General features: G+C 59.5%; 15 protein-coding genes and 2 rRNA genes. 15 read left to right on the top strand and 2 right to left on the bottom strand.

What is annotated here, in order from left to right; all coding sequences use genetic code 11:
• Positions 1-143 precede the first annotated feature (143 nt).
• The 8 genes from ACA053_RS03385 to yfiB all read left to right on the top strand — a co-directional run bounded on the left by ACA053_RS03385 (position 144) and on the right by yfiB (position 15,189).
• Positions 144-3,035, top strand: a 23S ribosomal RNA gene (locus ACA053_RS03385).
• A 173-nt stretch (positions 3,036-3,208) separates the two neighbouring features.
• Positions 3,209-3,324: ribosomal RNA gene (gene rrf / locus ACA053_RS03390) — 5S ribosomal RNA — on the top strand.
• A 154-nt stretch (positions 3,325-3,478) separates the two neighbouring features.
• A complete protein-coding gene (recC, locus tag ACA053_RS03395; RefSeq protein WP_497394547.1) occupies positions 3,479-6,931 on the top strand; it encodes an exodeoxyribonuclease V subunit gamma in 3,453 nt (1,150 codons plus the stop codon).
• Positions 6,928-10,617, top strand: a complete 3,690-nt coding sequence (gene recB / locus ACA053_RS03400; protein ID WP_497394548.1) for an exodeoxyribonuclease V subunit beta — start codon at positions 6,928-6,930, stop codon at positions 10,615-10,617. The genes recC and recB overlap by 4 nt, the downstream gene beginning before the upstream one ends.
• Positions 10,614-12,722, top strand: coding sequence for an exodeoxyribonuclease V subunit alpha (gene recD, locus ACA053_RS03405; RefSeq protein WP_497394549.1), 2,109 nt, complete (start codon positions 10,614-10,616; stop codon positions 12,720-12,722). Before recB ends, recD begins: the two co-directional genes overlap by 4 nt.
• A 117-nt stretch (positions 12,723-12,839) precedes the next feature.
• Positions 12,840-13,415 (top strand): regulatory sequestration protein YfiR, encoded by a 576-nt coding sequence (gene yfiR / locus ACA053_RS03410; protein ID WP_497394550.1) that lies wholly within the window; start codon positions 12,840-12,842, stop codon positions 13,413-13,415.
• Positions 13,412-14,680: a diguanylate cyclase DgcN/YfiN gene (dgcN, locus tag ACA053_RS03415; protein WP_497315426.1), complete on the top strand. Its 1,269-nt coding sequence runs from the start codon at positions 13,412-13,414 to the stop codon at positions 14,678-14,680. The genes yfiR and dgcN overlap by 4 nt, the downstream gene beginning before the upstream one ends.
• Positions 14,681-14,685: 5 nt before the next feature.
• Positions 14,686-15,189 (top strand): outer membrane lipoprotein YfiB, encoded by a 504-nt coding sequence (yfiB, locus tag ACA053_RS03420; protein WP_497315428.1) that lies wholly within the window; start codon positions 14,686-14,688, stop codon positions 15,187-15,189.
• Here yfiB and ACA053_RS03425 read toward each other — a convergent pair.
• Complete coding sequence (locus tag ACA053_RS03425; RefSeq protein WP_109627838.1) at positions 15,186-16,133, bottom strand: LysR family transcriptional regulator; 948 nt, start codon at positions 16,131-16,133, stop codon at positions 15,186-15,188. The genes yfiB and ACA053_RS03425 overlap by 4 nt on opposite strands.
• A 162-nt stretch (positions 16,134-16,295) precedes the next feature.
• On the opposite strand from ACA053_RS03425, the gene ACA053_RS03430 reads away from it, so the two are divergent.
• Both ACA053_RS03430 and mmsB read left to right on the top strand, forming a co-directional pair.
• The gene (locus ACA053_RS03430; RefSeq protein WP_109627839.1) at positions 16,296-17,822 is read left to right on the top strand and encodes a CoA-acylating methylmalonate-semialdehyde dehydrogenase; all 1,527 of its coding nucleotides are present in this window, start codon (positions 16,296-16,298) and stop codon (positions 17,820-17,822) included.
• 10 nt (positions 17,823-17,832) lie between these two features.
• Positions 17,833-18,720 carry a 3-hydroxyisobutyrate dehydrogenase gene (gene mmsB, locus ACA053_RS03435; RefSeq protein WP_109627840.1) on the top strand — a complete coding sequence of 296 codons (888 nt, stop codon included), beginning with the start codon at positions 17,833-17,835 and terminating at the stop codon, positions 18,718-18,720.
• A gap of 215 nt (positions 18,721-18,935) precedes the next feature.
• Here the strand turns inward: mmsB and ACA053_RS03440 are convergent, their stop codons facing one another.
• Positions 18,936-19,280: a cupin domain-containing protein gene (locus ACA053_RS03440; RefSeq protein ID WP_007946320.1), complete on the bottom strand. Its 345-nt coding sequence runs from the start codon at positions 19,278-19,280 to the stop codon at positions 18,936-18,938.
• A 523-nt stretch (positions 19,281-19,803) separates the two neighbouring features.
• Here ACA053_RS03440 and ACA053_RS03445 point away from each other — a divergent pair.
• From ACA053_RS03445 to ACA053_RS03465, 5 genes are read left to right on the top strand one after another with little or no spacing between them, the layout of a single operon-like run.
• Complete coding sequence (locus tag ACA053_RS03445; RefSeq protein WP_109627841.1) at positions 19,804-20,373, top strand: acyl carrier protein; 570 nt, start codon at positions 19,804-19,806, stop codon at positions 20,371-20,373.
• Between the two features lie 8 nt (positions 20,374-20,381).
• Entirely contained in the window at positions 20,382-21,656 is a 1,275-nt protein-coding gene (locus ACA053_RS03450) for a beta-ketoacyl-[acyl-carrier-protein] synthase family protein (RefSeq protein WP_109627842.1), read from the top strand.
• Position 21,657: 1 nt separating this feature from the next.
• The gene (locus tag ACA053_RS03455) at positions 21,658-22,716 is read left to right on the top strand and encodes a beta-ketoacyl synthase (protein ID WP_497394551.1); all 1,059 of its coding nucleotides are present in this window, start codon (positions 21,658-21,660) and stop codon (positions 22,714-22,716) included.
• Positions 22,713-24,008 (top strand): beta-ketoacyl-[acyl-carrier-protein] synthase family protein, encoded by a 1,296-nt coding sequence (locus ACA053_RS03460; RefSeq protein WP_497394552.1) that lies wholly within the window; start codon positions 22,713-22,715, stop codon positions 24,006-24,008. Before ACA053_RS03455 ends, ACA053_RS03460 begins: the two co-directional genes overlap by 4 nt.
• Positions 24,005-25,222, top strand: coding sequence for a beta-ketoacyl synthase N-terminal-like domain-containing protein (locus ACA053_RS03465; RefSeq protein WP_497394553.1), 1,218 nt, complete (start codon positions 24,005-24,007; stop codon positions 25,220-25,222). The genes ACA053_RS03460 and ACA053_RS03465 overlap by 4 nt, the downstream gene beginning before the upstream one ends.
• Positions 25,223-25,241: the final 19 nt, after the last annotated feature.

The raw sequence follows: 25,241 nt of genomic DNA on the forward strand, positions 1-25,241 counted from the left end.
GTGATAGAAAGATAGACTGAGCGTTACTTTCACTGGTAACGGATCAGGCTAAGGTAAAATTTGTGAGTTGCTCTTAATTGAGTATTATCGAATTTTCGGCGAATGTCGTCTTCACAGTATAACCAGATTGCTTGGGGTTATATGGTCAAGTGAAGAAGCGCATACGGTGGATGCCTTGGCAGTCAGAGGCGATGAAAGACGTGGTAGCCTGCGAAAAGCTTCGGGGAGTCGGCAAACAGACTTTGATCCGGAGATGTCTGAATGGGGGAACCCAGCCATCATAAGATGGTTATCTTAAGCTGAATACATAGGCTTAAGAGGCGAACCAGGGGAACTGAAACATCTAAGTACCCTGAGGAAAAGAAATCAACCGAGATTCCCTTAGTAGTGGCGAGCGAACGGGGACTAGCCCTTAAGTGGCTTTGAGATTAGCGGAACGCTCTGGAAAGTGCGGCCATAGTGGGTGATAGCCCTGTACGCGAAAATCTCTTGGTCATGAAATCGAGTAGGACGGAGCACGAGAAACTTTGTCTGAATATGGGGGGACCATCCTCCAAGGCTAAATACTACTGACTGACCGATAGTGAACTAGTACCGTGAGGGAAAGGCGAAAAGAACCCCGGAGAGGGGAGTGAAATAGATCCTGAAACCGTATGCGTACAAGCAGTGGGAGCCCACTTTGTTGGGTGACTGCGTACCTTTTGTATAATGGGTCAGCGACTTATTTTCAGTGGCGAGCTTAACCGAATAGGGGAGGCGTAGCGAAAGCGAGTCTTAATAGGGCGTCTAGTCGCTGGGAATAGACCCGAAACCGGGCGATCTATCCATGGGCAGGTTGAAGGTTGGGTAACACTAACTGGAGGACCGAACCGACTACCGTTGAAAAGTTAGCGGATGACCTGTGGATCGGAGTGAAAGGCTAATCAAGCTCGGAGATAGCTGGTTCTCCTCGAAAGCTATTTAGGTAGCGCCTCATGTATCACTGTAGGGGGTAGAGCACTGTTTCGGCTAGGGGGTCATCCCGACTTACCAAACCGATGCAAACTCCGAATACCTACAAGTGCCGAGCATGGGAGACACACGGCGGGTGCTAACGTCCGTCGTGAAAAGGGAAACAACCCAGACCGTCAGCTAAGGTCCCAAAGTTATGGTTAAGTGGGAAACGATGTGGGAAGGCTTAGACAGCTAGGAGGTTGGCTTAGAAGCAGCCACCCTTTAAAGAAAGCGTAATAGCTCACTAGTCGAGTCGGCCTGCGCGGAAGATGTAACGGGGCTCAAACCATACACCGAAGCTACGGGTATCACTTAGGTGATGCGGTAGAGGAGCGTTCTGTAAGCCTGTGAAGGTGAGTTGAGAAGCTTGCTGGAGGTATCAGAAGTGCGAATGCTGACATGAGTAACGACAATGGGTGTGAAAAACACCCACGCCGAAAGACCAAGGTTTCCTGCGCAACGTTAATCGACGCAGGGTTAGTCGGTCCCTAAGGCGAGGCTGAAAAGCGTAGTCGATGGAAAACAGGTTAATATTCCTGTACTTCTGGTTATTGCGATGGAGGGACGGAGAAGGCTAGGCCAGCTTGGCGTTGGTTGTCCAAGTTTAAGGTGGTAGGCTGGAATCTTAGGTAAATCCGGGATTCTAAGGCCGAGAGCTGATGACGAGTGTTCTTTTAGAACACGAAGTGGTTGATGCCATGCTTCCAAGAAAAGCTTCTAAGCTTCAGGTAACCAGGAACCGTACCCCAAACCGACACAGGTGGTTGGGTAGAGAATACCAAGGCGCTTGAGAGAACTCGGGTGAAGGAACTAGGCAAAATGGCACCGTAACTTCGGGAGAAGGTGCGCCGGTGAGGGTGAAGCATTTACTGCGTAAGCCCATGCCGGTCGAAGATACCAGGCCGCTGCGACTGTTTATTAAAAACACAGCACTCTGCAAACACGAAAGTGGACGTATAGGGTGTGACGCCTGCCCGGTGCCGGAAGGTTAATTGATGGGGTTAGCTAACGCGAAGCTCTTGATCGAAGCCCCGGTAAACGGCGGCCGTAACTATAACGGTCCTAAGGTAGCGAAATTCCTTGTCGGGTAAGTTCCGACCTGCACGAATGGCGTAACGATGGCGGCGCTGTCTCCACCCGAGACTCAGTGAAATTGAAATCGCTGTGAAGATGCAGTGTATCCGCGGCTAGACGGAAAGACCCCGTGAACCTTTACTATAGCTTTGCACTGGACTTTGAATTTGCTTGTGTAGGATAGGTGGGAGGCTTTGAAGCGTGGACGCCAGTTCGCGTGGAGCCAACCTTGAAATACCACCCTGGCAACTTTGAGGTTCTAACTCAGGTCCGTTATCCGGATCGAGGACAGTGTATGGTGGGTAGTTTGACTGGGGCGGTCTCCTCCTAAAGAGTAACGGAGGAGTACGAAGGTGCGCTCAGACCGGTCGGAAATCGGTCGTAGAGTATAAAGGCAAAAGCGCGCTTGACTGCGAGACAGACACGTCGAGCAGGTACGAAAGTAGGTCTTAGTGATCCGGTGGTTCTGTATGGAAGGGCCATCGCTCAACGGATAAAAGGTACTCCGGGGATAACAGGCTGATACCGCCCAAGAGTTCATATCGACGGCGGTGTTTGGCACCTCGATGTCGGCTCATCACATCCTGGGGCTGAAGCCGGTCCCAAGGGTATGGCTGTTCGCCATTTAAAGTGGTACGCGAGCTGGGTTTAGAACGTCGTGAGACAGTTCGGTCCCTATCTGCCGTGGACGTTTGAGATTTGAGAGGGGCTGCTCCTAGTACGAGAGGACCGGAGTGGACGAACCTCTGGTGTTCCGGTTGTCACGCCAGTGGCATTGCCGGGTAGCTATGTTCGGAATAGATAACCGCTGAAAGCATCTAAGCGGGAAACTAGCCTCAAGATGAGATCTCACTGGGACCTTGAGTCCCCTGAAGGGCCGTCGAAGACTACGACGTTGATAGGTTGGGTGTGTAAGCGCTGTGAGGCGTTGAGCTAACCAATACTAATTGCCCGTGAGGCTTGACCATATAACACCCAAGCAATTTGCTTGCTTCGAGCCCAAAGGCGAAAGAGCACCAGATTGCGGTGTGTGAAGACGAAACGAACCGAAAGTTCGAGATACTCACAAAACACCAAGCTGTCACATACCCATTCGCTGGAGCGTGAACCCGCAAGGGCCCACGACCTGGCTACCGAATTTCTTGACGACCATAGAGCATTGGAACCACCTGATCCCATCCCGAACTCAGCAGTGAAACGATGCATCGCCGATGGTAGTGTGGGGTTTCCCCATGTGAGAGTAGGTCATCGTCAAGATTAAATTCCGAAACCCCAATTGCGAAAGCAGTTGGGGTTTTGTTTTGCCCGCAGGAAAGTTCGTACAGCAACATCGGACGGCTCCCGGCTGTCACAGTCTCCCGACAATGCTAAGGTTCGGCCCTAGATTTTGTATTTTCCCAAGGAAGCCTTTATGCCGGACGCGACGTCCCTCAGTGCTGGTTTTATGGTTGTTCACGGTAACCGCCTGGACGAGCTGCGCAGCCTGGTGGTCAGCTGGATGCGGCGCTACCCGCTGGCTCCCTTGGAAAATGAAATCGCCCTGGTACAGAGCAACGGCATCGCCCAGTGGCTGAAGCTGGCTCTGGCTGACGACCCTGAAGAAGACGACATGGGCGGCTGCGGAATTGCGGCAGCGATCGACGTTCAACTTCCGGGCAGCTTCATGTGGCAGCTCTATCGCATGGTTTTGGGGCGTGATGAAATTCCGGTCAAATCCCTGCTCGATAAGGCTCCACTGACCTGGCGCCTGATGCGTCTGCTTCCACAGTTGATCAATCAACCGCATTTCGAACCGCTGCAACGCTTCCTGACCAATGACACCGATCTGCGCAAGCGTTACCAGTTGTCTGAGCGGCTGGCGGATCTGTTCGACCAATACCAGGTGTACCGGGCCGATTGGCTCGAAGACTGGGCAGAAGGTCGTCATCAATTGCGAAACGGCAGAGGCGAGGCCAAACCCCTCACTCCGGCCAACTGTTGGCAAGCAGAGTTGTGGCGGGCTCTGTTGCTGGATGTGGGTGAGCAAGGCATGGCGCAAAGCCGCGCCGGTGTTCATCAGCGGTTCATCGAACGTATCAACAGCCTCGACGTGGCGCCCGTTGGATTACCTTCCCGGGTGATCGTTTTCGGCATCTCCTCTCTCCCGGCGCAAGCGCTGGAAGCACTTGCCGGACTGGCCCGATTCAGCCAGGTTCTGCTTTGCGTGCACAACCCATGTCGCCACCATTGGGCAGACATCGTCGCCGATAAAGACCTGTTACGACATCAATACAAACGCCAGGCTCGCAAGAACGGCATGCCTGTCGTGCTCGATCCGCAAACCCTTCACCAACATGCTCACCCGCTATTGGCGGCATGGGGTAAGCAGGGGCGGGACTACATCAATCTGCTCGACAGCTACGACGATCCCAACAGCTACCGTTCGGCATTCCGTGATGGGCGCATCGACTTGTTCAGCGATAGCCAGCCAAGAAGCATGCTCAACCAGTTGCAGGACGACATCCTTGAGCTACGCCCCCTCAACGAGACTCGCGAGCGTTGGCCGGCTATCGATCTTAACCAAGACGAATCCATTCGTTTCCACATCGCCCATAGCGCCCAGCGCGAAGTGGAGATCCTCCACGATCAGTTGCTCGCACGCTTCAGTGCTGATCCAGACCTGAAACCTCGCGACGTGATCGTGATGGTCCCGGACATCGACAGCTACGCACCGCACATCCGTGCAGTATTCGGTCAACTTGATCGCTTCGATCCGCGCTTCATTCCCTTCACACTGACGGACCAAGGCCAGCGCGGTCGCGATCCATTGCTGATTGCTGTCGAGCATCTACTCAAACTGCCCGACAGCCGCTTCCCCGTCAGCGAGATCCTCGATTTGCTGGACGTACCTTCACTGCGCGCTCGCTTCGGTGTAGAGGAACGTGACCTGCCAACCCTGCACCGCTGGATCGAAGGCGCCGGTATTCGCTGGGGAATGAATGCCGAGCAGCGTGCAGGTCTGGGCTTGCCACAAGAACTGGAGCAAAACAGTTGGCGTTTCGGCCTGCGCCGGATGCTGCTCGGTTATGCCGTCGGCAGCGCCACTGCCTGCGAAGGCATTGAGCCATACGACGAAATTGGCGGCCTGGACGCTGCGCTGATCGGACCTTTGGTCGCACTGCTGGACGCGCTGGAGATTGCCCATCAGGAACTGACTCGCCCCGCACCGCCCACGCAATGGGGCGCTCGGTTGCAAGCGTTGGTGCTACTGTTTTTCCAGGCCAGCAATGAGCATGACGACTACTTGCTGGCCCAACTCGAAGAGCTGCGAGAAACCTGGCTGGAGACCTGCGAGTCAGTGGGCTTGCATGATGAACTGCCGTTGACCGTGGTCCGTGAAGCCTGGCTGGCAGGCCTAGACCAAGGCCGCCTTTCCCAGCGCTTCCTGGCCGGGGCGGTCAACTTCTGTACCTTGATGCCGATGCGAGCGATCCCGTTCAAACTGGTCTGCCTGCTTGGGATGAATGACGGCGATTACCCTAGAGCGCAACCGCCGCTGGACTTCGATCTCATGGGCAGCGACTACCGCCCGGGTGACCGTTCCCGGCGCGAAGATGACCGCTATCTCTTGTTGGAAGCCCTGTTGTCGGCACGTGATCAACTCTATATCAGCTGGGTCGGCCGCAGCATTCGGGACAACAGTGAACGCCCGGCTTCGGTACTGATTGGCCAACTGCGCGATCACCTCGCCGGCGGCTGGCGATTACAGTCCGACAGTGAAAAGCTGCTTGAGTCCATGACTCAGGAACACCCGCTGCAACCCTTCAGCGCCCGCTATTTTCATGAAGGCGACGCCCTGTTCAGCTATGCCAGCGAGTGGCAGGTGCTTCATCAGACCGGTGAACAGGCAACGGAAATCAAGGCCCTTGACGCCTATGTTCAAGAAGAGCCGCTAAGTCTCGGTCAACTGCAGGACTTCCTGCGCAATCCCGTGCGACATTTTTTCAGTCAGCGACTCAAGGTGTTCTTCGAAGCGGCTGAAGCACCTCTGGCGGATGAAGAGCCCTTTGTACTTGACGCTCTCCAACGCTATAGCCTCAGTGACAGTCTGCTCCAAGCGGCGCTCGGACAACTGGATCGCGCCGATCATGCGCTTGAGGCCCAGGCAAAGCGTCTGCAGAACAGTGGTCTCTTGCCCATGGCCGGTTTCGGCGAATGTCTGCAGCGAGAGTTGATCGAGCCATTGCCGGATCTGTTGCAGCGTTACCAACAGCTCTTGGCGTTGTGGCCGACACCGCTGACCAGTGCGTTGCCAGTCAACCTGGAGCTGGAAGGCCTGCGCCTTGAAGGCTGGCTCAGTGGTCTGCATCAACGTGCGGATGGCGGCCTGCTGTCGGTCACCACGATTCCCAACAGCATCGGTTCGATCAAGACCCGCAAGTGGCATCGACTGACGCGACCGTGGGTCAATCATTTGGTCGCTTGCGCCAGCGGCATGTCGATGACCACCGCGTTAGTGGCCAGTGATGACACTCTTCTACTCGCCCCTTTGGAGGAGGACGCTGCACGTCATGCCCTCAGTAACCTGTTGCAAGCATGGCAAACAGGCATGCGCCAACCCCTTCCGATCGCGGTGAAAACAGCCTTCGCGTGGCTCTCTCAAACTGACCCACTCAAAGCCGACGCCGCCGCGCGCAAGGCCTATGAAGGCGACGGTCAAACCACCGGCGGCGAGCGCCGCGAAAGCCCTGCACTCGCCCGACAGTTCGCCGATTACGACGCTCTGACCGCTGACGAGACCTTCCCCGATTGGTGCAACGCTTTGTACAAACCGATGCTCGAAGCCCCCTGGCGTTCATTGACCAGCGAGGAGGCGCGCTCATGACCACGAAAACACCGCTGGCCCTGGCGTTCCCCCTGAGCGGCAGCCAACTGATCGAAGCGAGCGCCGGTACCGGCAAGACCTTCACCATTTCTGCACTTTACCTGCGTCTGGTCCTCGGCCACGGCGGCGAATCGACTGGTTTTGGGCGTGAACTGTTGCCGCCGCAAATCCTCGTTGTGACGTTCACCGATGCCGCAACCAAAGAGCTGCGTGAACGTATTCGCACCCGTCTTGCCGAAGCGGCCCGATACTTTCGTGATGAGACCCAGGCTCCCGATAGCCTCATCGCTGAACTGCGTGACGAGTACCTGCCCGAACAGTGGTCTGGCTGCGCAAACCGTCTGGACATCGCCGCGCAGTGGATGGATGAAGCCGCCGTCTCGACCATCCACAGTTGGTGCCAGCGCATGTTGCGCGAGCACGCCTTCGACAGTGGCAGCCTGTTTACCCAGACCCTGGAAACCGATCACAGCGATTTGCTGGGCGAAGTCTTGCGTGATTACTGGCGGCTGTTCTGCTACCCGATGCAGGGTGATGCACTGAACTGGGTGCGGGGTAATTGGGGGGGGCCGGCAGCGCTGTTGCCGCGCGTACGCAGCTTGTTCGCCAGCGAGCGTGACAGCGTTGAAGGCAAGGCACCTGCCGAGCTGATCACCGAGTGCTTGCAGGAACGACGATTAGCTTTGCTTGAACTCAAGATGCCATGGCGCCAGTGGGCAGATGAGTTGCTCGGCATCTGCCACCAAGGTGTTGCGAGCAAGAGCGTCGACGGCCGAAAGATGCAGGCACGTTATTTCGAACCCTGGTTCGAAAAGTTGAAAGCCTGGGCCGAAGATGAGTCCCTCGAGCAGTTGGATATTGGCACTGGCTTCACTCGCCTGACGCCTGACGGCATGGCCGAAGCCTGGAAGGGCGACGCACCCCGTCATCCGGGGCTGGACGCCATGCCCGGGCTCAAGGCCAGCCTTGACGGCTTGCCAACCCCCGACGCTGCCGTTCTGCAACATGCTGCTCAGTGGGTCGGAGCACGGTTCGAGGAAGAAAAACGACGCCGCGCGGAGATGGGCTTCGATGACATGCTGTTGCGCCTCGATGCGGCGTTGCAATCTGATGGCGGTGAACGGCTGGCGACCCTGATTCGCGAACAGTTTCCGGTGGCGCTGATTGATGAGTTCCAGGACACCGACCCGGTGCAGTATCGGATTTTCGAAAGTATCTATCGCATCGAAGACAACAACCCCGAATGCGGCCTGTTTCTGATCGGCGACCCCAAGCAAGCGATCTACGCTTTTCGCGGTGCCGACATCTACACCTACCTGCGCGCCCGCCAGGCCACCGCCGGCCGTCTGCATACACTCGGTACGAACTTCCGCTCCAGCCATGGCATGGTCAATGCGGTGAACCATGTGTTCGAGCGCGCCGAGTCTCGTGAGCTGGGGCGCGGCGCGTTCCTGTTTCGTGAAAAGAACGGCGACAACCCGGTGCCGTTTCTGCCCGTCGAATCCCAAGGGCGAAAAGAAGTTCTGCACATCGACGGCCAGCTTGTGCCAGCGCTGAACATCTGGCACCTGTCCGCCGATCAGCCACTGTCCGGCGTGGAATACCGACAAAAACTCGCCGCCGCCTGCGCCAGTGAAATCACCGCATTACTCAATGGCGGCCAACCAGGCCGGGCAGGGTTCATAGAGAAGGACAAGGAATTCAGGGGCCTGCTACCAGCCGACATCGCGATCCTGGTCCGCGACGGCAAAGAGGCCCAGGCCGTGCGTGGCGAATTGTCCGCCAGAGGTGTGCGCAGCGTTTATCTGTCGGACAAGGATTCGGTATTCGCCGCTCAAGAAGCCCACGACCTGTTGACCTGGCTCAAAGCCTGCGCCGAGCCGGATGTCGAGCGGCCACTGCGAGCCGCGTTGGCCTGCATCACGCTCAACCTGTCCCTGGCGGAACTGGAGCGGCTGAATCAGGATGAACTGGCTTGGGAAGCGCGGGTCATGCAGTTCCGCGGTTATCGCGAGTTGTGGCGCAAGCAAGGCGTGCTGCCCATGTTGCGGCGCTTGCTGCATGACTTCCAGCTACCGCGGTCGTTGATCGCGCGCAGCGATGGCGAACGGGTACTGACTAACTTGTTGCACCTCTCCGAGCTGTTGCAACAGGCCGCTGCCGAACTCGATGGCGAGCAGGCGCTGATTCGTCATCTGTCCGAGCATCTGGCTTTGTCCGGTCAGGCCGGCGAAGAACAAATCCTGCGTCTGGAAAGCGACGAGCAGCTGGTCAAGGTCGTGACCATTCACAAATCCAAGGGCCTTGAGTATCCCTTGGTGTTTCTGCCGTTTATCTGCTCGGCAAAACCCGTGGATGGCAGCCGTTTGCCGCTGCATTACCACGATGCAAACGGCAAGGCCCAGGTGACTTTGAAGCCGACTGCCGAGTTGATCGCCCTGGCCGATGATGAGCGTCTAGCCGAGGATTTGCGTCTGCTCTATGTCGCCCTGACCCGGGCGCAACATGCCTGCTGGCTCGGTGTGACCGATCTCAAGCGAGGCAATAACAACGGCTCGGTGCTGCACCTTTCTGCCTTGGGTTACTTGCTGGGTGGTGGAGCTCCACTGGTCGAGTCCGCAGGTTTGAAACGCTGGCTCGAAGACCTTCAACTGGACTGCCCGGCACTTCTGTACGGTGACATGCCGCCAGCAACGGCCGAGCATTACCATCCTCCCCGCAATGACGCGACGTTGCTCGCGCCGCTGATACCCAAACGCAAGGCCAGCGAAAACTGGTGGATTGCCTCGTACAGCGCTTTGCGCATCGGCGACAGTTTGAGCGTGGGCAGTGACGAAGCGCCGGAGAGCCCGCAAGCGCAAAAGCTCTTCGATGACGAACGCCTCGATCCGGACGCACCGCGAGAAGTGGTCGCCGGCGGTGCTGATATCCATCGATTCCCCCGCGGTCCAAACCCTGGCACCTTTCTCCATGGTTTGCTGGAATGGGCCGGTGATGAAGGTTTCACTGCCGCACCACAAGTCGTTGAAGACGCCATTGCCCGTCGCTGCAATCGCCGTGGCTGGGAAGGCTGGATCACCACCCTGAGCGATTGGCTGCAACACTTGCTCAAATCTCCGTTGCACCTCGGCGGAAGCCAGGCTCCGGTCGTGTTCGAGCAGCTCACCCAATACCGTGTCGAGATGGAATTCTGGTTCGCCAGTCACAAAGTCGACGTGCTCAAGCTGGATGAACTGGTGCGCCAATACACCCACAATGGCGTCGCCCGTGTGGCCGCCGAACCGGTTTTGCTCAACGGCATGTTCAAAGGGTTTATCGACCTGACGTTCGAGCACGATGGCCGATATTACGTCGCCGACTACAAATCCAATTGGCTCGGCCCCGATGACGCGGCCTACACCGAACAGGCCATGGAACAGTCGATCCTCGACAATCGCTACGACCTGCAATACGTGTTGTACCTGCTGGCCCTGCATCGCCAGCTCAAGGCGCGGCTTGTCGACTACGATTACGACCGGCATGTCGGTGGCGCGCTGTATCTGTTCCTGCGCGGTACGCGGGCATCCACCCAGGGCGTGTGTTTCGCCCGTCCGCCCAGAGAGCTGATCGAGCGTCTGGATCGTCTGTTTCAGGGCAAAGCAGAACCGAAGGCCGAACCCGCCTGGGAACAGGGAGTACTGCTATGAGTCGCACCTTCGCCGATTTACTGCCCACGCCATTGGCAGCCGGAAGCCTGGCGGATCTCGCGCCCCTGAGTCGCGCCGATGATTTGTTGCTGTTGCTGACGCGCTGGGTTGAACGCGGCTGGCTGCGAGCGCTGGACAAGGCCTTTGTGGCCTTCCTCCACGAACTTGCCCCCGACGACGATCCGCTGGTGTTGCTCGCTGCCGCATTGACCAGTCACCAACTGGGTCACGGCCATGTCTGCCTGGATCTGTTCGAGACGCTCAAAGAGCCGGATTTCGCCCTGTCGCTGCCACCCGAAGGCGATCTGCAAAGTGGCGCGATGTTGTTGCCCTCGCAACTGCTTGAAGCGCTGGACGGCGCCCATTGGTGCAAGGTTCTGGCGTCCAGCCGTCTGGTGGCGCTGGCCGTCGATGGTCGTGAGGCGGCGCAATCCCGGCCCTTGGTTTTGTCGGGCAAGCGCCTGTACCTGCGTCGCTACTGGGTTTACGAAAGACGCATCGACAACGCCCTGCGCCTGCGCCTGGCTGAGCATGAAACAACGCCGAATGATTTACCTCAACGCCTGACAGGTTTGTTCGGTCCAGCCAAATCCGGCGAAGTGATCGACTGGCAGAAACTCGCCTGTGCTCTGGCGACTCGTAGTCCTTTCAGTATTGTCACCGGCGGCCCGGGGACCGGCAAAACCACCACGGTCGTGAGGTTGTTGGCATTGCTTCAGGCTCCCGCAGTGGAGGCTGGTAAACCATTGCGCATCCGTCTGGCCGCACCCACCGGCAAAGCGGCGGCACGGCTGACGGAGTCCATCAGCCAGCAAGTCCGGACGCTGGACGTCGCGCAAACCGTTAGAGAAAAGATTCCGTCTGACGTGACCACCGTGCACCGCTTGCTTGGCAGTCGGCCTGGCACCCGGCACTTCCGTCACCATGCCGGCAATCGCTTGCCGCTGGATGTACTGGTGGTGGACGAAGCCTCGATGATCGACCTGGAAATGATGGCCAACCTGCTCGACGCGATGCCCGCTCATGCCCGGTTGGTGCTGCTCGGCGACAAAGATCAACTGGCATCGGTGGAGGCCGGCGCTGTGCTGGGAGATCTATGCCGCGACGCCGAGGCTGGTTGGTACAGCTCGCAAACTCGCCAGTGGCTGGAAACGGTCAGTGGTGAAAATCTGGACGCCAGCGGTTTGCAGGAAGACGCTGACGGAACTCACCCTTTGGCCCAGCAAGTGGTGATGTTGCGCCACTCGCGCCGGTTCGGTGAGGGCAGCGGCATCGGCCAGTTGGCGCGTTGGGTCAACCAGCAACAACCGGAAGAAGCGCACACGTTGCTGGCGGCTCAAAGTCATGACGACGTGTTTTCCTTGCCCCTCAAAGGTGAGCAAGACCGGGCGCTGGAGCGCTTGCTGCTCGAAGGCCATGGCGACGGACCGCAAGGTTATCGCCACTACTTGAATCTTATTCGCAGCCAACGGCCACCGCTCGACAGCCAACTCGATGATCCATGCTGGACCGATTGGGCACGTCAGGTGTTGCAAGCCTTCGACGCCTTCCAGTTGTTGTGCGCCGTACGCAAAGGGCCGTGGGGCGTGGAGGGTTTGAATCAGCGTGTGACCGCCGCCCTGCTCAAGGCTCGACTGATCGACAGCGACCAGCAGTGGTACGAAGGTCGGCCCGTTTTGATGACGCGCAACGACTATGGCCTGGGGTTGATGAACGGCGACATCGGCATTGCGCTCAAACTGCCGGAACGTGATGGACTCGAGTCAGGCAAACACGTCCTGCGTGTCGCGTTTCCGCGTAATGATGGCCAGGGGGGCGTGCGATTCGTTCTTCCGAGTCGGCTCAACGATGTCGAAACGGTTTACGCCATGACCGTACACAAATCCCAGGGCTCGGAGTTTGCCCATACGGCGTTGATTCTGCCGGATGCCTTGAACCCGGTACTGACCAAGGAACTGATCTATACCGGGATCACCCGGGCCAAAAACTGGTTCACCCTGATCGAACCTCGTGCCGGGGTTTTTGAAGAGGCCGTACGACGCAAGGTCAAGCGCTTGAGCGGGCTGATGCTGGAGTTGGAAGATGGGATCGATTCGAGCCATTGAAAGGGGGGCGCTGGATGACGAAAACTGTCCGAAGTGCCGTAGTGCGTCGCCTCGCTGGGGGTTCAACCCTATGCTATCGTTGCGGCATCATTCCGTAACATCGAAGAGAATCCCTGCATGAAGGTGGCTGTCTGGACGACAGGGCGCGTCGTTGGCCGCAAGCAAGTGCTGCTCGCGGGGTTTCTCTACTTGCTGAGCGGTGTTGTGTTCGCTCAATCGGAAACCCCGATGAGCATGGCCGACCAACGCGCCAAATCGGTCACGCAGGTTGTCCTCGGGATTCTCAGTTACGCGCGCTGGCCTGTTGAGCCTGCACAGCTGCGCCTCTGCGTGGTCGGCCCCACCGAATACACTGACGACCTGGTCAAGGGCACGACCCAGGCCACCGGCCGGCCCGTCACCGTGCGCCGGCTGTTGGCCGACAACCCCTCGATTGTCAGTGAGTGCGATGCGGTGTACATCGGCAAGTTGACCGGTGACGAGCGCAGCCAACTCTTCTCTTCGTTGACAGGACGTCCGGTGCTGAGCATCAGCGAAAGCGACGATCAATGCACCGTCGGCAGCCTGTTTTGCCTCAGGGTCACTGATGATCAGGTGTCCTTCGAGGTCAACCTCGACTCCGTCGCCCGCAGTGGTGTGCGCATTCACCCCAGCGTGCTGCAACTGTCGCGCCGCAAGTCGACGGCGCCATGAGGCTATTCAAACCAGGTAGTCGCCCCACCTTGCGTTCGGTCATTGGCCGCGGGCACTTGATCGTTGCCCTGGTGGGCGTGGCCATGGCCAGCGTCTCGCTGACACTGCTGGGTGTGTTGGCCTTGCGGGTGTATGCCGACCACAACCTGCACCTGATTGCGCGTTCGATCAATTACACGGTGGAAGCCGCAGTGGTGTTCAATGACAAAGCCGCGGCCAAGGAAGCGCTGGCATTGATCGCCTCCACTGAAGAGGTCGCCGACGCTCAGGTGCTGGACCAAAAAGGCACGTTGCTCGCGCGTTGGCAGCGACCGGAAACCGGGCTGTTCTCCGAGCTCGAAATGCAGATTGCCAAGGCTTTCCTCGAAAAACCCATCGACATGCCGATCGTTCATCAAGGTCGGGAAATCGGCAGCATCCAGCTCACCGGTCATGGCGGCAGCCTGCTGCGCTTCCTTCTCAGCGGTTTGGTGGGAATCGTCCTGTGCACAGCCATCAGCGCCTGGGTCGCCCTCTATCTGGCGCGTCGACAACTTCGCGGCATAACGGGTCCACTGCGCAGCCTCGCCACCGTTGCCCACGCCGCCCGTAGCGATCGAGCCTTCGACCGCCGTGTGCCGCCCGCTGACATCGCCGAACTCGATAACCTGGGCAACGACTTCAATGCCTTGCTCGATGAACTCGAGTCCTGGCAGACCCACCTTCAAAGCGAAAACGAAACGCTGGCGCATCAGGCCAGCCACGACAGCCTCACCGGGTTGCCGAACCGGGCGTTCTTCGAAGGCCGCCTGATTCGCGCGCTGCGCAATGCCCACAAACTCAATGAGCGTGTGGCCGTGTTGTTTCTCGACAGCGACCGGTTCAAGGAAATCAACGATGGTTTCGGGCATGCCGCCGGCGATGCCGTGCTGGTTGCGGTGGCCAGCAGGGTCCGGGCGCAGTTGCGCGAAGAGGATCTGGTGGCGCGTCTGGGCGGTGACGAGTTTGCGGTATTGCTGACGCCGCTGCATAAAACCGAAGACGCTGAGCGGATTGCCGACAAGATCCTCGCCAGCATGGAAGTGCCCATCCCGTTACCGGGTCATACTCAGGTCCTGACCTCACTCAGTATCGGCATTGCCGTGTACCCGGATCATGGCGCCACACCGGGCGCGCTGCTCAATGCCGCCGACGCGGCCATGTACCAGGCCAAACGCCTTTCCCGAGGTGCACAACACACGTCCGGGTCGGAGCACCCGGTCGCCCACGTTCAAACCAGGAGCTAATTGTTGTGTTCTCAATCACCCCGCGTTCCCTGCGATTTTTCACGATCACCTTGTTCATGGCCGTGCTGGCATTGGCCGGATGCCAGACCGCACCGCAAAAGGGCCTGACCCCGGCGCAAATCGCTGTGCTCAAACAGCAAGGCTTCGAGCTGACCGATGAGGGCTGGGCGTTTGGTTTGTCCGGCAAAGTGCTGTTTGGCAGTGACGACGACAGCCTGAACGCCGCCAGTACCGAGATCGTCCAAAAGATCGGCAAGGCATTGCTCGGTGTCGGTATCGAGCGAGTGCGGGTCGACGGTCACACCGATGCTTCGGGCAAAGAATCCTACAACGAACAACTCTCCCTGCGTCGCGCGAAAAGCGTCGGCAAGGTGCTGACCACGGTCGGCATGAAAGACGAAAACATCCAGCTGCGCGGTCTCGGCAGCAGTCAGCCGGTGACGTCGAACGACACTGCTGCTGGCCGCACCGAAAACCGCCGGGTGTCGATCGTGGTAAGCGCTGATTAGTCGGCGAACAGCATTTCCCGGCTTTCACCCATCAACAGACCCTGATTCTGCTCAGTGACGGCGCGAATGTAATCCCACAACAGGGTAATCCGCTTGAGCTTCCTCAGGTCCTCGCGGCAGTACATCCAGAATTGCCGGGTGATGTTGATCTCTTCCGGTAACACCGGCAGCAAACGCGGGTCCTGAGCCGCGAGGAAGCACGGCAAAATCGCCAGCGAGCGTCCTTGCTGCGCCGCCACGAATTGCGCGATCACACTGGTGCTGCGCAAGTTGGCGCTGGCGCCGGGCAATACGTTCGCCAGGTACAACAGCTCCGAGCTGAACGCCAGATCATCCACATAACTGATGAATGAATGCTTGCCCAAATCTGCCGGGCGGCGGATCGGCGGGTGTTTGTCCAGATAATCCTGAGTCGCGTACAGCTGCAGTTTGTAGTCGCAGAGTTTGCAGCAGACGTACGGGCCATGCTCCGGGCGCTCCAGGGCAATGACGATGTCGGCCTCGCGCTTGGACAGGCTTATGAAGTGTGGCAGCGGCAGGATGTCCACGGAGATCGCCGGGTAGGCGTCGACGAAATGGCTCAGCTGTGGGGTGATGAAAAAGCTGCCGAAACCTTCGGTGCAACCCATGCGCACATGCCCCGACAGCGCCACGCCGGAACCTGAAACCTGCTCGCAGGCCATGTGCAGTGTGCTTTCTATCGACTCGGCGTAACCGAGCAAACGCTGGCCTTCGGCGGTCAGGACAAAACCGCTGGTCCGGGATTTCTCGAACAGCAATGTACCCAGTGCCGCTTCCAGCGAGCTGATGCGCCGCGACACGGTGGTGTAGTCCACCGCCAGGCGCTTGGCCGCGGTGCTGGCCTTGCGGGTGCGGGCGACTTCGAGGAAAAACTTGAGGTCATCCCAGTTCAACGAGCCTAAGGACGTGATGTTTTTTTGCATGATGGACCGGCTTTTATGTGCGTTCTTATTAGAAGTTTGCACATCTATACTCCAAAAACAGTCCGACAACCAATTCGCGACACACGTCTCATCTCAAGGCTGCTTCTCGCCTTGGCTCCCAAGATAGTTCTCTAGATAACAACAACGTCCCGGAGACCCAACATGAACGCATCGCTTACGCCAAACGAAACCACTGTCCAAAAGGTCAAGCTGTTGATCGATGGCGAGTGGGTCGAGTCCCAGACCACCGAGTGGCACGACATCGTCAACCCGGCGACCCAGCAAGTGCTGGCCAAGGTTCCGTTCGCCACCGCGCAGGAAGTGGACGCCGCGATCAGCGCCGCCCATCGCGCCTTCCAGACCTGGAAGCTGACGCCGATCGGCGCGCGGATGCGCATCATGCTCAAGCTCCAGGCGTTGATTCGCGAACACTCCAAGCGCATCGCCGTGGTACTCAGCAACGAGCAAGGCAAAACCATCGCCGACGCTGAAGGCGATATCTTCCGCGGCCTGGAAGTGGTCGAACACGCTTGCTCCATCGGCAGCTTGCAAATGGGCGAGTTTGCCGAGAACGTCGCGGGCGGCGTTGATACCTACACCCTGCGTCAGCCCATCGGCGTTTGCGCCGGCATCACCCCGTTCAACTTCCCGGCGATGATTCCGCTGTGGATGTTCCCGATGGCGATCGCCTGCGGCAACACCTTTGTGCTCAAGCCGTCCGAACAGGACCCGATGTCGACCATGCTGCTGGTGGAACTGGCGATCGAGGCCGGCGTTCCGGCGGGCGTGCTCAACGTGGTCCATGGCGGCAAGGATGTGGTGGATGCGCTCTGCACACACAAGGACATCAAGGCTGTGTCCTTCGTCGGTTCGACCGCGGTCGGTACTCACGTCTACGACCTGGCCGGTAAACACGGCAAGCGCGTGCAATCGATGATGGGCGCGAAAAACCACGCTGTGGTGCTGCCGGATGCCAATCGCGTACAAGCGCTCAATGCCCTGGTCGGTGCCGGTTTCGGTGCCGCGGGGCAACGTTGCATGGCCACTTCGGTGGTGGTGTTGGTGGGCGCGGCCAAACAATGGTTGCCTGACCTGAAAGCGCTGGCGCAAAAGCTCACCGTGAATGCCGGCAGCGAGCCGGGCACTGACGTTGGCCCGGTGATCTCGAAAAAAGCCAAACAGCGGATTCTCGATCTGATCGAAAGCGGCATCAAGGAAGGCGCCAAGCTGGAGCTGGATGGTCGCGACGTCACCGTTCCAGGCTTTGAGAAAGGCAATTTTGTCGGCCCGACTCTGTTCTCCGGCGTGACGCCCGAGATGCAAATCTACACCCAGGAAATCTTCGGCCCGGTGCTGGTGGTTCTGGAAGTCGACACCCTCGACGAGGCCATCGCGCTGGTCAACGCCAACCCGTTCGGCAACGGCACGGGCCTGTTCACTCAGAGCGGTGCGGCGGCGCGTAAATTCCAGACCGAAATCGACGTTGGCCAGGTCGGCATCAACATCCCGATTCCGGTGCCGGTCCCGTTCTTCAGCTTCACCGGTTCCCGTGGTTCGAAGCTCGGCGACCTCGGTCCGTATGGCAAGCAAGTGGTGCAGTTCTACACTCAGACCAAGACGGTCACCAGTCGCTGGTTCGATGACGACAGCGTCAACGATGGTGTGAACACCACCATCAACTTGCGTTAAGGAGCCAGGCATGAAAATCGCTTTTATCGGTCTCGGCAACATGGGCGCGCCGATGGCGCGCAACCTGATCAAGGCCGGCCACGCGCTGAGCCTGGTCGATCTTAACAAAACCGTTCTGGCCGAACTGGAGCAGTTGGGCGGCAGCGTCAGTGCTTCGGCCCGTGAAGCGGCGCAAGGTGCGGAACTGGTGATCACCATGCTGCCCGCCGCTGTGCATGTGCGCAGCGTATGGCTGGGTGAAGATGGCGTGCTCGCCGGTATCGGCAAAGGCGTGCCGGCCGTGGATTGCAGCACCATCGATCCGCAGACTGCGCGTGATGTGGCGGCTGCTGCTGCCAAGCAAGGCGTGGCCATGGCCGATGCACCAGTCTCTGGCGGGACTGGCGGTGCGGCGGCCGGGACGCTGACCTTCATGGTCGGCGCCACGCCTGAACTGTTCGCCACTCTGCAACCGGTGCTGGCGCAAATGGGCCGCAACATCGTCCATTGCGGTGAAGTCGGCACCGGGCAAATCGCCAAGATCTGCAACAACCTGCTGCTGGCGATTTCCATGGTCGGCGTGAGCGAAGCCATGGCGTTGGGTGATGCACTGGGGATCGACACCACCGTGCTGGCCGGGATCATCAACAGTTCTACCGGGCGTTGCTGGAGTTCGGAGATGTACAACCCGTGGCCGGGCATCGTCGAAACGGCGCCGGCCTCGCGCGGTTATACCGGTGGTTTCGGTGCCGAACTAATGCTCAAGGATCTGGGGCTGGCCACTGAGGCGGCACGTCAGGCGCACCAGCCGGTGGTGCTCGGTGCGGTGGCCCAGCAGTTGTATCAGGCGATGAGCCAGCGTGGAGAGGGTGGTAAAGACTTCTCGGCGATCATCAACAGCTATCGCAAACCGCAGTAAGTAATTTTTCCAGGGATCGCGTTTAAAAGCTTTTGTGGCGAGGGAGCTTGCTCCCGCTGGTTCGCGAAGCGAAGCCAATGTGGCGATGCGGTTTCGAGATAAAACGCGTTTGCTGATTTGCGACTGCTACGCAGCCGAGCGGGAGCAAGCTCCCTCACCACAGATGATGTTTGTTTACCGGGAGACCACGTCGGGTGGTCTTCCGGTTTTTTGCATCAGGCAAACACGAAATACTTGCGCACGGTTTCAACCACTTCCCACGTGCCTTTCATGCCCGGCTCGATCACGAAAATATCACCGGCACGCAGATGGATCGGCTCTTTGCCTTCCGGCGTGATGATGCAATACCCCTCGCGGAAATCGCAGTATTCCCACTTCACGTATTCCACATACCACTTGCCCGGCGTGCAGATCCAGGTGCCCATGATCTTGCTGCCGTCTTCGCTGGTATAGGCGTTGAGGTTGACGGTGTGCGGGTCGCCTTCGAGTTTTTCCCATTTGCAGGCATCAAGCACCGGCAGAGGGTGAGTGTCGCGAAGAACGGTAATGGGTGCGGTCATGTGGACTCCGGGCAGTGGATTAGAGAACTGAAGCCGCACCCTATAGCGCCGCGCATTCGGTCAGTTGTCTGTGCTCGACACTCAGTTACCCAGAAGCGCTGTGGCGATTTGCCTGATCGGCTTCTAAATCCTCAAGACGCATTGTTTAACGGCTACGCTGATAGTTATGAAGTTATAACTATTTTCTTATCCGGTTTTTATTATTTGTACGTCAGCGCTGTCAGCCAGAAGTTAATACTTCCGAGCCGCTCTCTATCTTGCCGGCAATACAGTGTGCTCCCCCCCCACCATACGCAGCCTTTGTTAAGTAAATAAGTCGACTGACAGGGGGCTTCGCATCAATCGGGTGCGGTGCGCAGGCCTGTTAGTACGTCTGTCTCAAGTTGTTAAAAAACTTTGAATAGTTCGTTGACTCTCCCCTTAAGGGCAGAGTTTAGATTTCCGCCGCGTGAGAAGTTGCTGTGGGAATAGTTACTTCTCACATACGGAATTCATGAAGCATTCACGATATAGGGAGATAGAGATGAACAATCCATTGGAGTTGGAAAACGTCATTGCCAGCACCCGCGAGATCCTCGCGCAACTGTTGGTGATGAGCGCCGATGATATCGATGAGAACAGCAGTATCGTCGAGGACCTCAGCGCCGATTCGCTGGACATCGTCGACCTGAGTTTTCAACTGGGCCGTCAGTATGGCTGCACCTTGCCCAAAACCAGCGTGCTCGATCACGCCGTCGCTGTCTGCGGCGACGCCAGCGAGTTCCTCGCCAGCGGTCGCATCACTGAAAACGGCAAGGCCTTGCTTGAACAGAGCCTCAGCGCCTACTCCCCGGATCAACTCCAGTCCGGTATGCAACCGGCGCAGGTATTTGCCGCCACCACCGTGCGCAACTGGGCGCAACAGTGCCGCAACCTCTTCAACTATCTGCCGCAGAACTGCCCCGATTGCGGCGCTCATCAAGCCGTGCTGAACGAACGTCAGCAAGTGGTCTGTGACGCGTGCAGTGCGAGGCTGGTGCCGGTCGACGGCGACGAGGTTTCACGCCGACTGGTGGAGCAATTTGTGGCCACTCACGTCAAAGAGACGGTGTAGGAGTTCTCATGCGGGCACGAGAAGTCTATGTGACCGGATTCGGTCTGGTGGCGCCCATGGCACTGGACGCCGCCACGTTGTTCGAGCGGATCTGCCAGAAGCAGTCCTGTGTTCGCGAACATCCACGGTTCAAGGCGCTGGGCTTCAACAACAGCGCTGCCGGGTTTATCGATGACGGCCAGTGGCAGCAGATCGCCGCGGGTTTCGGCGGCAATGCTGCGCTGCATCCACGGCAAAGCGTGCTGGCCGAGTTCGTCGCTCGACAAGCCATTCAGCACGCCGGTCTGACCCCGACAGCCTTTGCTCACACCCGCAGTGGATTGTTCCTGGGGGCTAACAAGTACTGCGCGGACAGTCACGATCTGCATCGGGCCAGTCGCTGCATGGATGAGGCCGGGCGTGTCGATCTGGATCAACTGCTGGATAACCCGGCGGCGTCGAGCGCGGTCTTCGGGCGCCGGGTCGATCAGCAGACCCAGCACCTGGCCGAGACGCTCGGTATCCGCGATCACATTTCGACCCACTCCGATGCCTGCGCCGCCGGCACCATGGCGATCGGCAGCGCCTACCGGGCGATCGAGCGCGGCGAAATCGACCTGGCCATTTGCGGTGCCGTCGAACTGATGGCCAACGAGTTGCCGTATTACATGTTCAACAGCCTCGGCGCGCTGTGTCAGGCCGACCTGCCGGCAAGCGAGCAGAGTCGACCGTTCATGCCGGATCGCTGCGGCTTCGTGATCAGCGAGGGCGCGGCCATGATCATTCTCGAATCCGCCGAGCATGCGCAACGTCGCAAAGCAACGCCGTTGGGGCGTGTGCTGGGTTACGCGAATGTGTGCGAGGCGCAAAAAATGACCTCCAGCAGTCGGGATGGCCGCAAATACGAGGAATGCATGGAAGCCGCAATCGAAGACGCCGGGTTGCTCAGCAGCGCCGTGCAACACGTCAACACCCATGGCACGTCTACCCAGGCCAACGACAGCTGCGAAGCCTTGGCTCTGCAGCGAGTGTTCGGCGAGTGCCAGGAACACGTGACGTTCACCGCCAACAAATCGGCCATCGGTCATTCCCTGGCGGGCAGCGGCGCGATTGAAGCGGTGCTGTCATTGATCAGCCTGCGGGATGGCGTGCTGTTGCCGACCTTGAACTACGATCACGACCGCGCCGAATACCCCTCGCTGAAGTTTCTCAGTGAGCCGATGCGCCAGTCGATCAATGTGGTGATGTCCAACTCGTTCGGGTTCGGCGGCGTCAACAGCTCGCTGGTTCTGGGGAGGGCATGACATGAGCATTGCCGTTTTCATCCATTCGGCCGCGGTGCTGAACTCTGCCGGCAGCGAATGTGCCGACCTGCTCGCAACGCCACCTTCGCCGCAACCGCTGGCATTTGACGCGACGCGCCGGGCATACCCGCTGCCGACACCGCGCCTGGCCAGCGATCTGTTCGACCGCAAGATCCAGCGCAGCGTCGAACCACAAGGCCTGCGGCTGTTGCATTGCGCGGCGCGCCTGGCGCCCGCGCTGGCGGCCCTGAATCTGCCGCCGGCACGGATCGCCCTGACGGCAGCCATTCCAGAAGTCGACGCGCCAAGCCCTTGCTGGGACGCGGTGCAAGCGATCGGCGAGCAGCCGCAAAAGCCACTGACGCAACTGTTGGCCAACACACCGCCGCTGCATGCCCTGACGCTGCTCAACAGCAGCGTGATGGCCTACGTCGCCGAAGCATTGCAATGCCATGGGCCGATGGGTGGGTTCTGTTCCCAGGAGAACGCCGGGCTCGATGCTTTGATCGAGGCCTGTCAGCAAATTGTCGAGCAACGCGCCGATGCGGCACTGGTGGTCAGCAGCAGTCCGAACCTGACGCCGGCCCTGTATCTGCGTGAGTCCCATCCGGCAGACGAGCCGATTTATGGCGAGGGCGCTGCGGCGCTGCTGCTCGGCTCGGCGCCTTCGCGCACCACCCCGAACGCCTTGCGCATTGCCGGGTTCGCCCGGGGTTACAGCGCTGATCCGCAACGGGGCGCAGCGGTTGCCCGGCGGGTGATCGACCAGGCACTGAGCCTGGAAAAACTGTGCCTCGGTGACGTCCGGCAAATCGTCGCCAATCCCGAGGACGCGCAATTGATGAGCCTGTTCGCCGACCGGCCACGGGACGTTCGCAGCACTCGTGCCATGACCGGCGATCTTGGCGCCAGCGCCTTGCTGACCGAAATCGCGCTGGCCTTGCACCACAGCCACGACGCATCGGCGACACCGGGCTACACGCTGTTGGTCAGCCATAGCCGCGCCGGTCATTGGGGCGCCTTGCTGCTGGCCAGTGAAACCATGGAGAAGCACACATGAGTGCGACACGGATTGTGATTACCGGCATGGGCGCCGTGACCGGGTTCGGTTTCGAATGGCAGACCCTCTGGGAAAAAATGCTCGGCGCCGAACATTGCGTGCGTCCATGGCAACCCGACGGGGTGGAGGACGGCACGTTCCCGGTGCGCTACGCCGCGGCCGTGGATATGAGCCTGTTGCCCGAGGCCCTGCAGGACCACCCGGCCTGGACCGTTGCCCTGGAAAAACGCAGCCGCTTTGGCTGGGTAGCCGCCACCCAAGCGGTGAAAGACAGCGGACTTGCTCCTGAGCAGCTACGTGAAGCCGCGGTGCTCTGCGCTTCGGGCGCGCCCCAACACATGCTGGCCGACATGCTGTTGACCCAGTCACCGGATGGACACGCCCCAGGCTGGCAACACCTGATGCTCCGTGCCGGACAGGTCAATGCAGAAGGCTCGCTACGTCAGAGTAATGATCGACTGGCGCGGGTGATTGCCGACGGCTTGGGTTGCGAAGGCCCGGTGATCAATATCAGCAGCGCATGCGCCGGAGCCTCCCAGGCCATCGGCAATGCCTTTCAGATGATTCGTCGCGGTGAAGTGAACGTGGCGATTGCCGGTGGCGCCGATTCGGTGCTGAACCTCGACACCATGGCCGCGCTGTACCTGCTCGGCGCGGCATCGAGCGAACAGCGCTGGGGTGTCGATGTGTGCCGGCCGTTCGACCGTGATCGCAGTGGCCTGATTGCCGGCGAGGGCGGTGGTTTCGTGGTGCTGGAAAGCCTTGAGCATGCGCTGGCGCGAGGAGCGACGCCGTATGCCGAAGTGCTCGGTTTCGGCAGTAGCCTGGACGCCTACAAAGTCACCGCTCCGCAACCCGAAGGCCGGGGCGCAGCGTTGGCGATGCAAGCCGCGCTGGACGACGCCGGCCTGCGTGCGCAACAGATCGATCTGATCAACGCCCACGGCACTTCGACGCCGCTCAATGACGTCGCCGAAACCCTGGCGATCAAAAGTGTGTTCGCCGGGCACAAGCACTACCGGTCCCTGGCCATCAGCGCCAACAAGTCGCAGTTCGGGCATTTGATTGCCGCCGCCGGCGCACCCGAATGCATGGTCACGGCGCTGGCGTGCCTGAACGATCTGGTCACGCCGACAGTGAACCTGCATGAGGTTGATGAGCAATGCGACCTGGACTATTGCGCCGGGCAAGCGGTCAGCCGCCGGGTGGATTTTGCCTTGAGCAACTCTTTCGGTTTTGGCGGGCTCAACACCTCGCTGGCCCTTGGCAAATATCGGGAGCACTCACAATGACTGGCGCAACCTTGCGTGTTGTGATCGCCGGCAGCGGTTGCGTATTACCCAGCGGCTGGGGCGTGCAGCGCTTCTGGTCAGCGGCCAGTGAAGCCCGCAGCGGCATCGCTTTGCTGCAGTCGAAACTGTTCCACAGTGAGCGCGTGACGGCCTTCGGGCATGTCAGTGATGAAGACCATCAAACCAGTCGCCAGGACGTGGCCCAGAACCTCCAGCGTTACTGCCCGCCGGCCGTGATCTGGGGCGTCAGCGCGGTGCGTCAGGCGTTGGCTGAAGCCGGGCTTGAACCGGGCAACGACGGGCTGCGCTACGGCCTCTATTGCTGCCAGGGCGGTTATACCCATCCGTCGTTGGCGGCCTATGGCGAGTTGCTCCACGAGTGCCGCGATGAGTCCGGTGCCGACATGCGGCGCCTCGCTCAACGGGTGTTGCGGGAGCGCGCGCTCGACCCGTTCCTGGTGCTCAAGAGCCTGAGCAACGGCTTGCTCGGAGTTGTCAGTCTGGCGCTGAAACTGGAGTGCGAATGCAACGCCTACATGCAAGGCGTGGCCGGCAATCTGGCGGCGTTGCGCGAGGCGTGCGCGGCGTTGCAAAGCGGTCGTATCGATGCGGCGATTGTGGTCGGCGCCGGCAGTGAACTCGATCCGTTGGCGCTGGCCGCACTGGCCGAGGCTGGCGTGATCAGCACCGACGGTTCGCAAACCTTGCGTGCATTCGATCGCCAAGGCTCGGGCGGGATTGCCGGTGAAGGCGCGGCGGCTTTGATATTGCGCCGGGCCGACGATCTATCGGATGGGCCGCAGACCTGCCTGTCGGGACTCACCGCCCATCCACGACTGGGGTCGTTGAGCCTGCCGGACAAGCAGGTCGATTTGCTGGTCAGTAGCGCCAGCGGCGATCCGCACAAGGACGCCGATCTGGCCCGGACGCTGGCCCGCACCGGTGCCGCGCACATCACCAGTAGCGTGCCGGTGACCGGCATTCTCAGCGGCGCGCCGAGCCTGGTCGACCTGATCCTGGCCCGCAACGCACTGCTGGCCCAGCGTGTGCCGCCGATCATCGGCTTGCAGCAACCGGTGGAACCGCACCTGCCGTTTGTGCTCGGTGAGACACGGAACGCGGTGCTGCACGACTGCCTGATCATCAACCGTGACGACAACGGTTTCAGCGCCTGTTACCAGCTCGATTATCAGGCGGCCGGCCAGCCGTTATGAACGCAATGAATCGCTTCTA

This window comes from Pseudomonas sp. LBUM1672 (assembly GCF_059695655.1).